At 74.6% G+C, this 15,288-nt stretch carries 9 protein-coding genes and 1 other RNA gene; 5 read left to right on the top strand and 5 right to left on the bottom strand.

The window, feature by feature from the left end:
• Positions 1 to 1,190: DNA polymerase III subunit gamma/tau (dnaX, locus tag MOJ79_RS12965; protein WP_241924537.1), on the bottom strand; the 1,190-nt coding region annotated here is incomplete at its 3' end.
• Between the two features lie 74 nt (positions 1,191 to 1,264).
• On the opposite strand from dnaX, the gene MOJ79_RS12970 reads away from it, so the two are divergent.
• Together MOJ79_RS12970 and ffs are read left to right on the top strand one after the other, a co-directional pair.
• On the top strand, positions 1,265 to 2,380 hold the full coding sequence (locus tag MOJ79_RS12970) for an AIR synthase-related protein (RefSeq protein ID WP_241924538.1): 1,116 nt from the start codon (positions 1,265 to 1,267) through the stop codon (positions 2,378 to 2,380).
• A 251-nt stretch (positions 2,381 to 2,631) separates the two neighbouring features.
• Positions 2,632 to 2,729, top strand: an RNA gene (gene ffs, locus MOJ79_RS12975) — signal recognition particle sRNA small type.
• Positions 2,730 to 2,780: 51 nt separating this feature from the next.
• Here ffs and MOJ79_RS12980 read toward each other — a convergent pair.
• The 4 genes from MOJ79_RS12980 to MOJ79_RS12995 all read right to left on the bottom strand — a co-directional run bounded on the left by MOJ79_RS12980 (position 2,781) and on the right by MOJ79_RS12995 (position 12,949).
• Complete coding sequence (locus MOJ79_RS12980) at positions 2,781 to 5,180, bottom strand: serine/threonine protein kinase (protein ID WP_241924539.1); 2,400 nt, start codon at positions 5,178 to 5,180, stop codon at positions 2,781 to 2,783.
• The gene (locus MOJ79_RS12985; RefSeq protein ID WP_241924540.1) at positions 5,177 to 7,012 is read right to left on the bottom strand and encodes a serine/threonine protein kinase; all 1,836 of its coding nucleotides are present in this window, start codon (positions 7,010 to 7,012) and stop codon (positions 5,177 to 5,179) included. The genes MOJ79_RS12980 and MOJ79_RS12985 overlap by 4 nt, the downstream gene beginning before the upstream one ends.
• Before the next feature lie 112 nt (positions 7,013 to 7,124).
• On the bottom strand, positions 7,125 to 10,376 hold the full coding sequence (locus tag MOJ79_RS12990; protein ID WP_241924541.1) for a UvrD-helicase domain-containing protein: 3,252 nt from the start codon (positions 10,374 to 10,376) through the stop codon (positions 7,125 to 7,127).
• Positions 10,373 to 12,949: a PD-(D/E)XK nuclease family protein gene (locus tag MOJ79_RS12995; RefSeq protein ID WP_241924542.1), complete on the bottom strand. Its 2,577-nt coding sequence runs from the start codon at positions 12,947 to 12,949 to the stop codon at positions 10,373 to 10,375. Before MOJ79_RS12995 ends, MOJ79_RS12990 begins: the two co-directional genes overlap by 4 nt.
• Positions 12,950 to 13,109: 160 nt before the next feature.
• Between MOJ79_RS12995 and trxA the strand changes: the two genes are divergently transcribed.
• The 3 genes from trxA (at position 13,110) to MOJ79_RS13010 (ending at position 15,271) form a co-directional block, all read left to right on the top strand.
• Positions 13,110 to 13,439 (top strand): thioredoxin TrxA, encoded by a 330-nt coding sequence (gene trxA / locus MOJ79_RS13000; RefSeq protein ID WP_119288899.1) that lies wholly within the window; start codon positions 13,110 to 13,112, stop codon positions 13,437 to 13,439.
• A 224-nt stretch (positions 13,440 to 13,663) separates the two neighbouring features.
• Positions 13,664 to 14,929 carry a transcription termination factor Rho gene (gene rho / locus MOJ79_RS13005; protein ID WP_119288902.1) on the top strand — a complete coding sequence of 422 codons (1,266 nt, stop codon included), beginning with the start codon at positions 13,664 to 13,666 and terminating at the stop codon, positions 14,927 to 14,929.
• 87 nt (positions 14,930 to 15,016) lie between these two features.
• Positions 15,017 to 15,271, top strand: coding sequence for a type B 50S ribosomal protein L31 (locus MOJ79_RS13010; protein WP_119288904.1), 255 nt, complete (start codon positions 15,017 to 15,019; stop codon positions 15,269 to 15,271).
• Positions 15,272 to 15,288: the final 17 nt, after the last annotated feature.

Consider the following 15,288-nt stretch of genomic DNA (forward strand, 5'->3'; position numbering starts at 1 on the left):
TGCATGGGAAGGCGTGCCGCCGACGCCGCACGCAGCGGCGCGGCCGCCGGACGGCCCCCGTCGGGCGCGGCCGCCGCGCGCGGCGCACCCCCGGCCGGGGCGAACGCGAACAGCCGCAGCAGCGTCATCGTCAGCCCGGCGTACTCGTCGGGCGCCAGCGCGAGCTCGTTGCGGCCGTGGATCGCGAGGCTGTAGAGCAGCTGCGTCTCGTCGGGCGGCAGCACGGCGGCCAGCGTGCGCGCCGCGGCGGTGTCGGGGTCGCTCGCGTCGAGCGCGTCGGGCACCGCCTGCACGACGGCCATCTGCTGCAACAGCATCGCCATCTGCTCGAGCGTCGCCGACGCCGACAGGCCGTGCTCGCGCAGCGCGTCGACCTCGGCGAGCACCGCCGCGCCGTCGCGGCGCGCGAGCGCCTCGACGAGCCGCTCGGCGTGGCCGCGGTCGACGCTGCCGAGCATCGCGCGTACGTTCGCCTCGGTCACGGTGCCGCCGCCGTAGGCGATCGCCTGGTCGGTGAGCGACAGCGCATCGCGCATCGAACCACGCGCGGCGCGCGCGAGCAGGCGCAGCGCCGCCGGCTCGGCCGCGACGTGCTCGGCGTCGAGCACGCGCGCGAGGTGCTCTTGCACGACCTCGGGCGCGATCGGCCGCAGGTTGAACTGCAGGCAGCGCGACAGCACCGTCGGCAGCATCTTCTCGGGGTCGGTCGTCGCGAGCACGAACTTGAGGTACTCGGGCGGTTCCTCGAGCGTCTTCAGCAGCGCGTTGAACGACTCCTTCGTCAGCTGGTGCGCCTCGTCGATCATGAAGACCTTGAAGCGCCCGACGCTGGGCTTGTACGCCGCGCGCTCGAGCAGGTCGCGGATCTCGTCGATGCCGCGGTTGCTCGCCGCGTCGAGCTCGACGTAGTCCATGTAGCGGTCGGCGTCGATCTCGGTGCACGCCTGGCACACGCCGCACGGGTGCGCCGTGATGCCGCCGCTGCCGTCGGCGCCGGTGCAGTTCAGGCTCTTCGCGAGGATGCGCGACACCGTGGTCTTGCCGATGCCGCGCGTGCCGGTGAACAGGTAGGCGTGGTGCAGACGCTGGCGCTCGAGCGCGTTCGTCAGCGCGCGCACCACCGCCTCCTGCCCCACCATCTGCTCGAACGAGCGCGGCCGGTACTTGCGCGCGAGGACCACGTAGGACATGCGGGTCATTCTACGGGTCGCCCCCTGCCCGACCCGGCGCGGCCGCCGCTGCGGCGACGCCGATAATGCCCGCCATGTCCAGCGCCCCCGCCACCCCCCTGACCTACCACCAGGCCGGCGTCGACTACGACGTGATCGACCCGCTGAAGGTGGCCGCGCAGCGCGCCGCCGCCGCCACCGCGGCGAACCTCGCGCCGCACGGCATGGTCGAGGTCGCCGCGTCGCGCGGCGAGTCGGCCTACATCGTCGACGCCGGGCCGTTCTACCTCGCGAGCATCGTCGAGTGCCTGGGCAGCAAGGCGCTGGTGGCCGACGAGATGGCGCGGCTGACGGGCCGCTCGTACTACGACGGCATCGCGCAGGACACGATCGCGATGGCGGTCAACGACCTGATCACGGTCGGCGCGACGCCGCTCGTCGTGCAGGCCTACTGGGCCGCCGGCGGCAGCGAATGGTTCGGCGACGCGCAGCGCGCGCAGGCGCTCGTCGACGGCTGGAAGCGCGCGTGCGACACCTGCGGCGTCGCGTGGGGCGGCGGCGAGACGCCGGCGCTCGCGGGCATCGTCGAGTCGGGCCGCATCGACCTTGCCGCGTCGTGCACCGGCATCGTGCAGCCGAAGTCGCGGCTGAGCCTGGGCGAGCAACTCGCGCCGGGCGACGCCATCGTGCTGCTGGCCTCCAGCGGTATCCACGCCAACGGCCTGACGCTGGCGCGCAAGCTCGTCGAAAGGCTGCCGCAGGGCTACCTGACGCCGGTCACGTCGACGCTGAACTACGGCGAGGCGCTGCTCGCGCCGACGGTGCTGTATGCGCCGGTCACCGAGGCGCTCGCGAAGGCCGGCGTCGCGGTGCACTACGCGGCCAACGTCACCGGCCACGGCTGGCGCAAGCTGATGCGCCACCCCGCCGCGCTGACCTACCGCCTGCACACCGTGCCCGACGTGCCGCCGGTGCTGCGCTTCGTGCAGCAGCACGCGCAGCTCGACGACCGCGAGGCCTACGGCACGTTCAACATGGGTGCCGGCTTCGCGCTGTACGTCGCCGCCGGCGACGCGGCGCGCGTCGTCGAGGTGTCGCGCGCGCTGGGCATCGAGGCCTGGGTCGCCGGCAGCGTCGAGGCCGGCCCGAAGCAGGTGCTGATCGAACCGCTGGGCGTGCGCTTCGGCGCCGACGAGCTGCAGCTGCGCTGAACACGCCAGTGCGCCAGCGGTGGCGGCGTGCTCGCTGCCAGCATCGCCTCGATCGCACCGTGACAGCGCAGCGCGTTGCGCTCGACGACGCCGCGCAGCCGACCGGACATCGACCGGCGGACCGTCGCTGCGGCGGCCAACACCTCGCCGCACGCCGCGTGCCGGCGTCCTGCCCCTGCGCACCATGCCGCGGCGATGCGCATGAGCCAGCGTGACGGACCGGCGCCGACCCGTCACCTACAATCGCTGCTGACGGGCCTCCTCGCATGGAAGCGCGGCCAACCGGGTCAGGTGGGGAACCAAGCAGCCCTAACCGTTGCGACCAGTGCCGAGGGCAAGGCTCGTCACCCTCCCCCACCCTTCCCATTCGAGTGCCGGCGCGCGGCGTGCGCACGCGGGTTCAGCCGCCCGCCTGCCGGAACGCCATCACCGCCTGGTTGCGCAGCGTGCGCAGCAGGGTGAGTTCCTTCTCGCCGAGCGCGATCCCGCCGGCGGTGGCCTGATCGGCGTAGATCAGGCCGAACGGCGCGTTCTTCAGCGTCAGCGGCAGCAGCAGGAAGCTCGGCGCGCCGACGCGCTCGCGGAACCACGGCGGCAGCCGCGACGCGATGTTCGCGACGTTCGCGTCGGCGATCAGCGTGTCGACGCCCTTCAGGCACACCGCGGTGAACAGGTCCGCCGCCGCGCCGGGCGCGAGCTGCAGCGGCACGCGCAGCGCGGCGCTGACGGCGTCGGCACCGTCGCCGAGGCCGAAGCGGCCGACCAGCGTGTTCGTCTTCGCGTCGCGCAGCGCGAACACGACGCGGCGCACGCGCAGCGCGCGCAGCATCGTCTCGAGCACCATGCGCAGCACTTCGTTGAGGCGGAACTGGTCCGACACCATGTGGTTCGTGATGTCCTGGATGCCCGCGGCGAGCACGTCGGCCGCCGGTTCGCCGAGGTCCAGGTCGAGCGCGGCGGCCGCCGCCGCGGCGGTGGCCTGCAGCTGCAGCGGCGCGAGCGAGTCCTCGGCCGACGGCGCAGGTGGCGCGAGCAGGCGCTGCGCGCGGTCGGTGGGGCCGACGCGGATGGCCATCGCCTCGACCAGCGACGCCAGCCGCTGCTGCGCCTGCTCGGCCGCGCGCCGCAGCTCGCCCGCCTTGAAGCCGAGCACGCGCGCGTAGCGCTGGTCGATGTCGCCGATCTTCGCGTCGGCGTCGTCGCTGTACAGCAGCGCGTCGGCGACTTCGTTGGCGGCCTGGCCGAGCCAGCGCATGCGCTCGGGGCCGCGCTCGGCGGCACGCGCGGGCGTGTCGGCCCCGGCGCGGCGCATCGACTGGCGCAGCGTCTCGGGCAGGCCCCAGCTCTTGGCGACGCCCAGCCCCAGGTCCTCGAAGCTGATGCCCAGCACGCGCACCGCGGCGCTGTCCTGGTCGGGCGGCGCGGCGGCCTCGAGCGTGCCCGCGGGCGGTCGCATCAGCGCGCGGATCTGCTGCGCCTCCTCGCGCAGGTAGAACTCGGTCAGCAGCCGGCCGAGGTTCTGGAACATCGCACTGAGGAAGGCCTCTTCGCCGTCGCGCACCGCGGGCACGAGCTCGCCGGCCAGCGTGCCGGCCATCAGCGCGCGCAGGAACTCCTCCTTCAGCTGCTGCGCGTGCCCCTTGTCGTGCATGTGCTCGAGCAGCACCAGCGCCAGCGCCATGTTGCGCACGCCGGCGAAGCCCACCAGCGCCACCGCGCGCGACACCGTCGTCACCGGCCCGGCGGCGAAGAAGTGCGCCGAGTTGACCATGCGCAGCAGCTTGTTCGTCAGCGCGACGTCCTGCAGGATCTCGCTGGCGAGGTTGTTCAGGTTCTCGTTCTCGGAGCGCGTCAGCCGCTGGATGCGCGCGACCGCATCCGACAGCGCCGGGAAGTCGCTCTTCAGGCGCATGCGGCGCAGCAGGAACTCGAGCGTGCCGCTGGCCTCGGGGTCGACGACGGCCTCGACCTTGGGCTGCAGCCACTGCGCGAGCGCCTGGTGCATCTCGCCGACGTCGGCGAAGCGCTGCGCCGCATCGCGCGCGATCGCGCGGCGCACGATGGCGCGCAGCGCGTCGTCGGGCGGATCGCCCAGGTGCTCGGGCAGCTCGAGCTGTTCCAGCGCGACGCGCTCGATCGCGCGCATCGGGTCGCGCTCGCGCAGCAGCGGCGTGCCCGACAGCATCTCGGCGAGCACGACGCCGGCGCCGAACACGTCCATCGCCGGCGTCGGCGGCTTGCCGCGCGCGGCCTCGGGCGACATGTAGCCCGGTGTGCCGAAGATGCGGCGGTCGTGCGGGTCGGCGATGCGCGCGGCGATGCCGAAGTCCATCACGCGTGCGCGCCCGTCGGCATCGAGCAGGATGTTCGACGGTTTCAGGTCGCGGTGCACGATGCCGCGCGCGTGCGCCGCGCGCAGCGCGTCGAGCACGCCGAGCATCATCGTCACCGCCTCGCGCGGCGCGATCGCCCCGCCGCTGCGCAGCCGCTGCGACAGCGTCGGCCCGGCGACGTACTCGAACACGAGATAGCTCTGGCCGTCGTGCTCGTCGGCCTCGAACACCGGCACGATGTGCGGGTGCGTCAGCTGGCTGACCGCACGCGCCTCGTGCAGCCACTGGCTCACCGCGCCGGCGTCGGCGTCGGGGGCGAGCAGCTTGAGCGCGACCTCACGCTCGAGCCGCGTGTCGCGCCCGAGCCAGACCGACGCCTGCGCGCCCTCGCCGAGCTTGCGCTCGAGCACGAAGCGCCCGAGCACGGTGCGCCCGGGCGACCGTGCCGCCGGCAGCACGGCGCTCATGCCGAGGCCCCGGTGGCCGCCGACCAGGTGGCGGCGCCGTCGTCGTCGCTGCGGGCGTCGTCGTCGAGGTCGTCGTCGACGTCGCTGTCGTACTGCGACGCCTGCAGCGCGGCCTGCAGGTCGCGCAGGTTCAGGCCCAGCACGCGCGCGTAGCGCTGCGCGACGCGCTCGAGCGCGGCGTGCTGCTCGCGCGCCGGCAGCGCGAGCGCATCGATCGCCTCGTGCGCGGCGCTCGCGACGGCGCGCAGCACGTCGTCGTCGTGGTCGGGCTGGCGCACCGGCACCGTCGGCGGCAGGCGCCGCATCATGTGCAGCACCGCGTCGTCCATGCCCCAGTGGCGCGCGACGGCGGCCGCAAGCCCCTCGATGTCGCAGCCCAGCACCGCGTAGGCGGCCTGCTGTTCGTTCATGCCGGGCTCGCCGCGTTCTTCCGGCGACGCGGCCGGCAGCGGCTGCATCAGGCGGCGGATCTGCACGGCCTCGTCGGGGAAGTGGTACTGCACGACGAGCCGTCCGAGGTTCTGCAGCATCGTCACGAGGAACACGACCTCGGCGTCGTAGCCGGCCGGCCGCAGCGCCTGCGCGAGCCGCCCGGCGCGGCGCGTGCGCTCGATCAGTGCCGCGAGCTCGCGCGCGCCGGCCTCCGAAAGCGGCCCGGGCCACGCGCGCAGGCCGTTGGCCGCGCGGCGCACGCCCTCGAGGCCGACCATCGCGATCGCGCGGCGCACCGTCAGCACCGGGCCGTTGCCCGAGACCTGCGTGCCGCGCACCTGCGCCGTGTTGACGACGCGCAGCAGCTCGAACGACAGCGCGAGGTCGCGCAGCACGATCTGCGCGAGCTCGGCGGTGTGCTCGCGGTCGAGCAGCGCCAGACGCGCCGCGCGCGCGGCACCGCCGGGCGTGGCCGGCAGCGCGCCGATCTGGCGCACGCGCTCGACGAGCAGCGCGTGCGCGCCGCCGGCCTGCGCCGTCTCGACCTCGATCCAGCCGCGCAGCGCGCGCGCGAGCGTGCGCGCGTTGAGGTAGCGCTGGCGCGGCTGGCGGTCGGTCGCGCGGTTGACGATCGCGCGCAGCGGCTCGGGCACCGGGCGCGGGATCGAGAACGGCAGCCGCACGATGTCGCGCCCGTGCGGCGGCAGCCGCTCGATCACCGCAGCGACGTCGGGCTCGTCGAGTGCCGGGCGGCCGGCCAGCAGGTGGTGCAGCAGCACGCCGACGGCGAGCACGTCGCGCTGCGCGGCGTCGCGCCGTGCGCGCAGCTCGCCGGTGTCGACCGACAGCGCGCGCGCCGGTGCGCCGTCGGCCTGCGGCCCCGCGGGCGTCGCCGCAGGCGCCACTTCGAGACCGAGCACCCTGACCGTGCCCGACTCGCCGAGCACCAGCATGTGCAGCTGCAGGTCGCCGTGCGCGACGCCAGCCTCGTGCGCGAACGCGAGCCCGTCGAGCGCACCGGCGATCCAGCCCGCGATGTCGAGCGTCGCCTCGGGCTCGGCACCCAGGCGCTCGGCCAGCGTCTGGCCGGCGCGGCGGTCGTAGGCGACATAGGGCCACTGCTCGTGCTCGCCGACCTCGGTCGCCGGCACGAGGTGCGGGTGGTCCAGCCGCGCCGCACGGCGTGCGGCCTGCAGCCACGCGGCGAGGTCGGCGGGCAGCAGCGCCTGGCGCGGCAGCGCGAGCATCGTCTCGATGCCGTTGCGCGGGTCGAACGCGAGCCACAGCATCGAGCGCGCGCTGCGGCCGAGCAGGCGGCGGATTTCGAAGCGCCCGAAGCGGCGCAGCGGCGCCGACGCGGCGCGCGCGGCAGCAGGCGGGGCAGGGTCGGAAACGGCCATCGCAGGCGACAGGGTGACGCGCCCGATTGGACCCGCCGCGCCCGCCCGCCGAAGCGGCGAACAGCCGTGCGAACCCCACCCTGTTCGGTGCCGGCGCGCGGGCGGCCGCGGTTCAGATCTCGAGCACCTCGCCGCGGCCGGTGATGAACGCGGCGCGCACGCGCTCGCCGGGCTGCAGCGCCTGCACCGCGGCGCGGTAGCGCGCGAGCTGCGCGCGCAAGCCCTCGACCTCGGCCGGCGCGTGCGCGAGCTTGTAGTCGAGCACCCACCACTCGGGCGCACCGTCGCCCTCGAGGCACACCAGGCGGTCGATGCGCGCGACGCCTTCGGCGTCGGCCACGGTCACTTCGTTGCCGGCCCAGCGCAGCCCGGGGGCGAAGAAGCGCGCCGCCTGCGCGCTGCCGAGCACGGCCTGCGCGCGCTCGCGCACCTCGTGCGCCAAGGCCGGCGGCAACCCGAAGGCGCGCGCTGCCGCCTCGGCGGCAGCGCCGACGTCGAAGCCGGCTGCACCGGGCGCGGTGGCCCACTCGAGCAGCCGGTGCACCGCCTGGCCCAGCCGCGCCGCGACGTCGTCGGCGGCCGCGGGTGGCGGCTCCGGCGCCGGGGCGAGCACGGGCCGCGGCCGCAGCGAGACCTCGATGTCGCGCGCGGCCGCGGCCGCCGGCGCCGACGCCGCGGCCAGCTCCAGCGGCGCCGCGAGCCCCTGCAGGCGCTGCCACCAGCTGCGCGGCGTGCCGCGGTGCGGTTCGGTGGCGCTGACGACGAGGCGCTCCTGCGCGCGCGTCAGCGCGACGTACAGCATGTTGAGCTCCTCGCGCTCGCGCTGCGCCTGCTCGGCCGCGAGCAGCTCGCGCAGCGACGGCGGGCAGCGCGCCTCGCTGGCGACGAAGGCGACGCGCCGCGGCTGCGCGGCGTCGACGGGCCAGTCGACGAGCAGCGTCGCGGTGGGCGTGCGCTGCGCCTCGGGGTCGCCGTCGACGAGCACGACGACGCGCGCCTCGAGCCCCTTGGCGCCGTGCACCGTCAGCAGCTGCACCGCGTCGGGCTGCGCCTCGGCGGCGACCTTCAGCGCGCGCCGGCGCAGCGCGCGCACGAAGCGGTACGGCGTCGCGTAGCGGCCGCCGTCGAGCTCGAGCGCGAGCGCGAGCAGCGTGCGCACCGCCTGCCGCGCCGCCGGCCAGCGCTCGGCGCCGACGCGCGCGGCCAGCCGCGGCCACAGGTCGCCGTCGGTGACGATGCGCTCGAGCAGATCGTGCGGCGGCAGCACCGCGGCGGCGTCGGCCCACGCCGCGAGCAGCGCGCGCGCACGCGCGAGCGCCGGCGTCGGCGCGCTCAGCGCCATCAGCGCGTCCCACCACGTGCACGGCGCGGCGTCGCGCGCGGCGTGCGCGACGAGCGCGAGCTCGTCGTCGCCGGCATCGAACAGCGGGCTCTTGAGCGCATGCGCGAGCGACAGGTCGTGGCCCGGCGACGCGAGCACGTCCAGCACGGCGACCAAGTCTCGCGCCTCGGGCTGGTCCGCGAGCGCCGACTCCTCGGGCGCGGCGAACGGCACGTGCAGCGCCTGCAGCGCCGCCGCGGTGCGGCGCAGCGCGTCGCGCTTGCGCGCGAGCACCTGGATCTCGCCCGGCGCGACGCCGCCGGCGACGAGCGCCTGCACCGCCAGCGCGACCTGGCGCGCCTCGCGCTCGCGCCGGTGCTCCTCGGCGTCGCGCCGTGGCACGTGCAGCGACGGCCGCCACGCGGTGGCCTCGGCACGCGGCGCGGCGACGCGGCCGGCCGGCGCCGCATCGTCGCGCGCGATGCGCTCGAGACGGTGCAGCGCCACCGCCGCGGGGTCGCCGGCCACGTGCGTCGTGTGTTCGCGAAAGCCCACGTACTCGCCGTCGTCGCGCGCCCGCGTGAACACGGCGTTGACGACGGCGAGCACGGCCGGGTGGTTGCGCCGCGTGTGGTCGCAGGCGAGCACGTCGCCGCCGAGCGCGTCGACGACGAAGTCGCGCGCGGCGGCGAACACGCGCGGCTCGGCGCGACGGAAGCGGTAGATGCTCTGCTTCGGGTCGCCGACGATGAACACCGCGGGCGGTGCAGCACCGCCGCCAGCGCCGGCGTAGCCCTCGAGCCACGAACGCAGTGCGTGCCACTGCAGCGGCGAGGTGTCCTGGAACTCGTCGATCAGCAGGTGGCGTACGCGCGCGTCGAGCCGCTCCTGCACCCAGCCCGACAGCACCGGGTCGGCGAGCAGCTGCCGCGCGACCAGCTCGAGGTCGGCCATGTCGACCAGCCCCTGGCGGCGCTTGAGCGCGGCGTACTCGGCCAGCAGCACGCGCGCCAGGCGCGCCATCGCCTTGTGCTCGACGTGCGCGTCGTGCTGCGCGACGGCCTGCGCGAGCGCCTCGAGATCGTCGATCGCCGCGCGCAGCGCCGCGCCGTCGCCGAGCTGCTTGCGCGGCTCGCCCTTGTCGGTGAACAACGCCCGGCGCAGGCCGTCGTACGTGGCCAGCGCGTCGGGCTGCGCGAGCGCCCGTTCGATCGCCGCGGCGGCGTCGCGCGGCTTGGCCTTGCCCAGTGCTGCGAGCTCGCGTGCGAGCGCGAGCCAGCGCGCGCGCTCGGCCGGCGCTTGCAGCACCTGCGCCGGTTGGACGAGGCCGGCGAAGCGCGGCCACAGGTCGCCAGCCGGCGGCACCGCGTCGTCGAGCGTGCCGGCCTCGTCGGCGAGCTCGATTTCGATGCGCCGCTGCCATGCCGCTTCGAGCCAGTCGCGCACGGCGCCGCGGCCGCGGCGCGCGACGAGGTCGCGGTAGTCGTGGTGCAGCGCCGCGTCGGCGATCACACGCGCGTGGAAGCGCGCGAACAGCTCGCCGCGCAGGTCGTCGAGCTCCTCGACGAGCGCCATCTGCGGCGCGAAGCCGAGCTCGCGCAGCAGGTCCAGCGGTGCGGCGCGCAGCAGCTGCGCGAACCAGGCGTGGAAGGTGCGCACGTCGACGTCGCGCCCGCCGGCGAGCACGCGGTCGAGCAGTGTCGCGGCCTGCGGTGCCGCGGCGCGCGCCGCCGCGGGCGCCAAGCCGCGCTCGACGAGCATCTGCACGCGCGCGTCGTCGCCGGCGTCGGCCAGCTCGCGCAGCACGCCGTGCAGCCGCTCGCGCATCTCGCCGGCGGCCTTGCGCGTGAACGTGATCGCGAGGATCGCGTGCGGCGGTGTGCCGTCGAGCAGCGCGCGCACGATGCGCGCGACCAGCATCCAGGTCTTGCCGGCGCCGGCGCAGGCCTCGACGACGACGCTGCGCCGCGGGTCGCAGGCCACGGCGTAGAACGTCTCGCGCGTGGCCGGCGCGCCGTTGCAGTGGTACGACGGTGCAGTCATGCAGCGCCCGCCGCGTCGCCGTCGTCGGCGCTCCAGTGGTCGCGCCGGCACAGCCCGCGCGCCTCGCAATGCGTGCACACCGCGCCCTCGCCGAGCGCCGGCAAGCCGGCACCGGCGGCGATCTCGCGCAGGTCGGCGGCCAGGCCGTCGATGAACCCTTGCGCCGTGGCGGCGACGTCGGGGTGCACGATCTCGACGGGCGCCTCGCGGTCGTCGAGCGCGAGGTACATCGCGTGCACCGCGCGCCCGGGCGGGCGCTCACCGAGCAGCGCGGCATAGGTCGCGAGCTGCGTGTCCTCGAGCGGCTCGCGCACGGCGGCGCGCAGTGCGACGGGCGAGCCCGTCTTGTAGTCGATCAGCGCGACGGCGCCGCCGGGCCCGTCGTCGATGCGGTCGATGCGCCCGCCCAGGCGCAGCGGCAGCCGCTCGTCGGCCGCACGCTCGCGCTCGACCTCGCCGGCCTGCCAGCGCCAGCCGTCGGCGTCGCGCCGGTGCAACCACTGCACGTAGCGCGGCGCGATCGCGTCGAACGCGGCGCGGTACGGCAGCAGCCGCGCGGCGTCGAGGCCGAGCTCGCCGCCGGCGGCGTCGGCGGCCGACGCGAGCGCCGCGAGGTCGGCGGCGCTGTCGCGCGGTGCGCCGCGCTGCTGGTGGAACCGCAGCAAGACGGCGTGCAGCCAGGTGCCGTAGTCGCGCTTGTCGACTTCGGCGTCGAGCTCGTCGGCCTCGCGCAGGCCCAGCCCGACACGGGCGTGGAAGCGGTACGGGCAGTCGCGCAGCGCCTGCACCGCCGTCGCACTCAACCGCGACGGCAGCGGCCCCGGCCAGCGCGGCGCCGGGCGTGCCGGCGGCTGCGGCCGCACCGTCCTGTGCGCCAACCGCGCCGGCTGCTCCGGCGGCGCGGCGGTGCCGGCGTGCCGGCGCGCGCGCCACGCACGCTCGACGAGCGGGCTGGGCCCCAGCGGCTCGCCGGCGTCGCTGCGCCGGCGCAGCAGCACGACGCGCGGCGCGCGCAGCAGCTGCGCGAACGCGACGGCCTCGCGCTCGCGCAGCTGCGCGCCGGTCTCGAGGCCGAGTTCGGCCGCGACGGCATCGCTCCACAGCGCGTCGGGTGCGACCGCGGCGCCGAGCCGCGAGCCGTCGCAGCCGGGGCAGACGACGGCGCCGAACGGCCGCCACAGCGCGCGCGCCAGCGGCGTGATGACGACGTGCGGCTGCGCGGGCGCGGGCGGACGGAACGTCGCGGCGTCGAGCGCCGCGTCGACCCACGCGACGAAGCCGGCGCGGTCGAGCCGCGTCTCGCGGACCACCGCGCGCCACGCGGCATCGGCGTCGCCGTCGTCGAGCCGCAGCGTCGCGGCGACCTGCTGCGCCGCGGGGTCGGCCGCCGGCGCGCCGAGCACGGTCGCGAGCGCGCGCAGCCAGTCGCGAAGCGGCTGGCGCCCGGGCACCGACAGCGGCGCCAGCCGATCGCGCTGCGCGCCCCAGGCCGCGGCGAGGCCGGCGTCGAGTGCGCGGCCGCTGCGCCATGCCGACTCGATCGCCGTGACGGTGGACGCCGGCAACGCCGCGTCGGCCTTCAGCGCGTCGAGCCACGCGTCGGCATCGGCGCCGGGTGCGGCCGCGCGCAGCAGCGCCATCACGCGCGCGGCAGCGCGCGTCGTCGACAGCCGCCAGCCTGTCTCGTCGTGCACGCGCAGGCCCGGCACGCGCTCGAGCATCGCGTGCACGCGCCGCACGAGCGCGCGGTCGAGCGCGACGAGCAGCACCGGCGTGGCCGCGTCCTGCACCGCCTGCAGCACTTCGGCGGCGGCCGCCTCGGCCTCGTCTTCGAAGCCGTCGCACACCAGCCGCCGAGGCGGCGGCAGCGACGCCGCGCGCGCGAAGCCGCTGGCGGCGTCGGCGACCAGGCGCACGTCGACGACGGGGGCGCCGGCGTGTGCGGCCAGCGACGACACCAGCGCATCGCCGCCGACGCCGGCCACCGTGACCCACGCCGCAGGACGCGCGGCCCACAGGCGGTCGGTGGGCTGCACGTCGTCGAGCGCGGCCCACTCGACGGCCACGCGCGCGAGCAGGCGCTCGGTGCGCCCCGGCCCCTCGATCGGCGCGAGCAGCGCGCGTGCGCGCTGCCACCACGCATGGCGCTGGCCGGGCGGCTGCGCCGCCACGGCGTGCATCAGCGCGTGCGCGGCGTCGACGACGGCGTCGACGGCGTGGTCGAAGCCGCGCGGGTCGCGCCGCGCCCACGCGGCGCTGCCGTCGCGTGCGCGCAGCAGCGCCGCGGCGACGAGGCGGTCGACCACGCGGTCGCCACTGGGCGCCTCGGGGACCCGCGCCGGCGGCGGCCCGAGGGCGTCGGCCAGCGTGTGCGTCGTCTCGACGCGCGGCTGCCAGCCACCCAGCGCGGCGAATGCGCTGCGCGCGACGGGCAGCAGCTCGGCGAACGGCAGCAGCACGACGGCATCGGCGGGCGACACCGCCGCGTCGTCGAGCGCGCGGCGCATGCGCCGCGCCCACGCGCGCCAGGCTTCGGCGTCGACGGTGCCGTCGAGGAGATCGATCGCAGGCAAGGCAGGCGGGCCGCGGACACGCCGCACGGCGGCCACGGGGCACGGGGCTTTATGTCAGAATGATTGTGCCTTGGCGCACCTGAGCGGCTGCCCGTGGCGGCGCCTGTCAACCGGGCGCGCGCTGCGGCACCGATGTGCGAAGTGCCTGCGAGGACCGACGATGAGCAGTGACCTAATCACCCACGTATCCGACGCGTCGTTCGAAGCCGACGTGCTGAAGTCCGACCGCCCGGTGCTGGTCGACTATTGGGCCGAGTGGTGCGGCCCGTGCAAGATGATCGCGCCGATCCTCGACGAGGTCTCGAAGGACTACGACGGCCGGCTGCGCGTCGCGAAGATGAACGTCGACGAGAACCGCGAGGTGCCGGCCAAGTTCGGCATCCGCGGCATCCCGACGCTGATGCTGTTCAAGAACGGTCAGCTCGCGGCGACCAAGGTCGGTGCGATGTCGAAGGCGCAGTTGACGGCCTTCATCGACGGCCACCTATAATTCTCCAATCGTCGGCGGCCGCTGCCCGAGGCGGCGCGCGGCCGGCGACGCCACGCTTCGGATCCCACGCACCGGCATCAGCGGCCGGACGCTGCGGGACTCGACGAAGCACCTCACCCTCAACGCCTTGCCGATGGCCCTGCGGGCCGGCCGTGGTCCCGACGGGCCGCGGCGGGGTCGGCCTGCGAATGGCCCGCCCTCTTCCCCACGAAGGGAATGCCTCCATGCATCTGTCCGAACTGAAGACCATGCACGTGTCGAAGCTCATCGAGATGGGCGAGGCACTGGAGATCGAGAACGTCGCGCGCCTGCGCAAGCAGGAGCTGATGTTCGCGATCATGAAGAAGCGCGCGAAGGCGGGCGAGCAGGTCTTCGGCGACGGCGTGCTCGAGGTGCTGCCCGACGGCTTCGGCTTCCTGCGCTCGATCGACACCAGCTACATGGCGTCGACCGACGACATCTACCTGTCGCCCTCGCAGATCCGCCGCTTCAACCTGCACACCGGCGACATGATCGAAGGCGAGGTGCGGGTGCCGAAGGACGGCGAGCGCTACTTCGCGCTCGTCAAGGTCGACCGCGTCAACGGCCTGACCCCGGAGGAGAACAAGCACAAGATCATGTTCGAGAACTTGACGCCGCTGTTCCCGAAGGAACAGTTCAAGCTCGAACGCGACAACCTCAAGACCGACGAGAACATCACCAGCCGCATCATCGACCTGATCGCGCCGATCGGCAAAGGCCAGCGCGCGCTGCTCGTCGCGCAGCCCAAGACGGGCAAGACGATGATGATGCAGCACATCGCGCACGCGCTGATGGCGAACTACCCGCAGGTGCACCTGATCGTGCTGCTCGTCGACGAGCGGCCCGAGGAAGTCACCGAGATGCAGCGCACCGTGCGCGGCGAGGTCATCAGCTCGACCTTCGACGAGCCGGCGGCGCGTCACGTGCAGGTCGCCGAGATGGTGATCGAGCGCGCCAAGCGGCTCGTCGAGCTGAAGAAGGACGTCGTGATCCTGCTCGACTCGATCACGCGCCTGGCGCGCGCCTACAACAACGTGCTGCCGTCGTCGGGCAAGGTGCTCACCGGCGGCGTCGACGCCAACGCGCTGCAGCGCCCGAAGCGCTTCTTCGGTGCGGCTCGCAACGTCGAGGAAGGCGGCAGCCTGACGATCATCGGCACTGCGCTGATCGACACCGGCAGCCGCATGGACGAGGTGATCTACGAGGAGTTCAAGGGCACCGGCAACTGCGAGATCCACCTCGACCGCCGCATGGCCGAGAAGCGCGTCTACCCGTCGATCCTGATCAACAAGTCGGGCACGCGCCGCGAGGAGCTGCTGCTCAAGCCGGAGATCCTGCAGAAGACGTGGATCCTGCGCAAGCTCCTGTACAACATGGACGAGATCGAGGCGATGGAGTTCGTGCTCGACAAGATGAAGCAGAGCAAGAGCAACCTCGACTTCTTCGACATGATGCGAAGGGGCGGGTGAGGATCCTATAATTCGCGATTTTCCGCACGCGGCAAGTGCGTCGAATGGGTCGACGTGGCTGCCACACACGACGCGACGAGGCTCCCGATGAAAGAAGGCATCCACCCGAACTACCGCGAGGTCTGTTTCCTCGACCTGTCCAACGGCTTCAAGTTCGTCACGCGCTCGTGCGCGCCGACGAAGGAGACGATCACGATGGACGACGGGCGCGAGCTGCCGCTGATCAAGCTCGAGACGACGAGCGAGTCGCACCCCTTCTACACCGGCACGCAGAAGAGCGTCGACAACCTCGGCGGGCGGGTCGAGAAGTTCCGCAACAAGTTCGCGCACCTCAAGAAGTGAGACGCGCCCGGCGCGTT

The sequence above is a fragment of the Calidifontimicrobium sp. SYSU G02091 genome, assembly GCF_022631395.1.
Classification (GTDB): domain Bacteria; phylum Pseudomonadota; class Gammaproteobacteria; order Burkholderiales; family Burkholderiaceae_C; genus Calidifontimicrobium; species Calidifontimicrobium sediminis.

Coding starts and splice junctions, on each gene's coding strand:
- MOJ79_RS12990 (WP_241924541.1), bottom strand. CDS start 10,376: ATGACTGCACCGTCGTACCACTGCAACGGCGCGCCGGCCACGCGCGAG.
- MOJ79_RS13010 (WP_119288904.1), top strand. CDS start 15,017: ATGAAAGAAGGCATCCACCCGAACTACCGCGAGGTCTGTTTCCTCGAC.
- MOJ79_RS12970 (WP_241924538.1), top strand. CDS start 1,265: ATGTCCAGCGCCCCCGCCACCCCCCTGACCTACCACCAGGCCGGCGTC.
- trxA (WP_119288899.1), top strand. CDS start 13,110: ATGAGCAGTGACCTAATCACCCACGTATCCGACGCGTCGTTCGAAGCC.
- rho (WP_119288902.1), top strand. CDS start 13,664: ATGCATCTGTCCGAACTGAAGACCATGCACGTGTCGAAGCTCATCGAG.
- MOJ79_RS12980 (WP_241924539.1), bottom strand. CDS start 5,180: ATGAGCGCCGTGCTGCCGGCGGCACGGTCGCCCGGGCGCACCGTGCTC.
- MOJ79_RS12985 (WP_241924540.1), bottom strand. CDS start 7,012: ATGGCCGTTTCCGACCCTGCCCCGCCTGCTGCCGCGCGCGCCGCGTCG.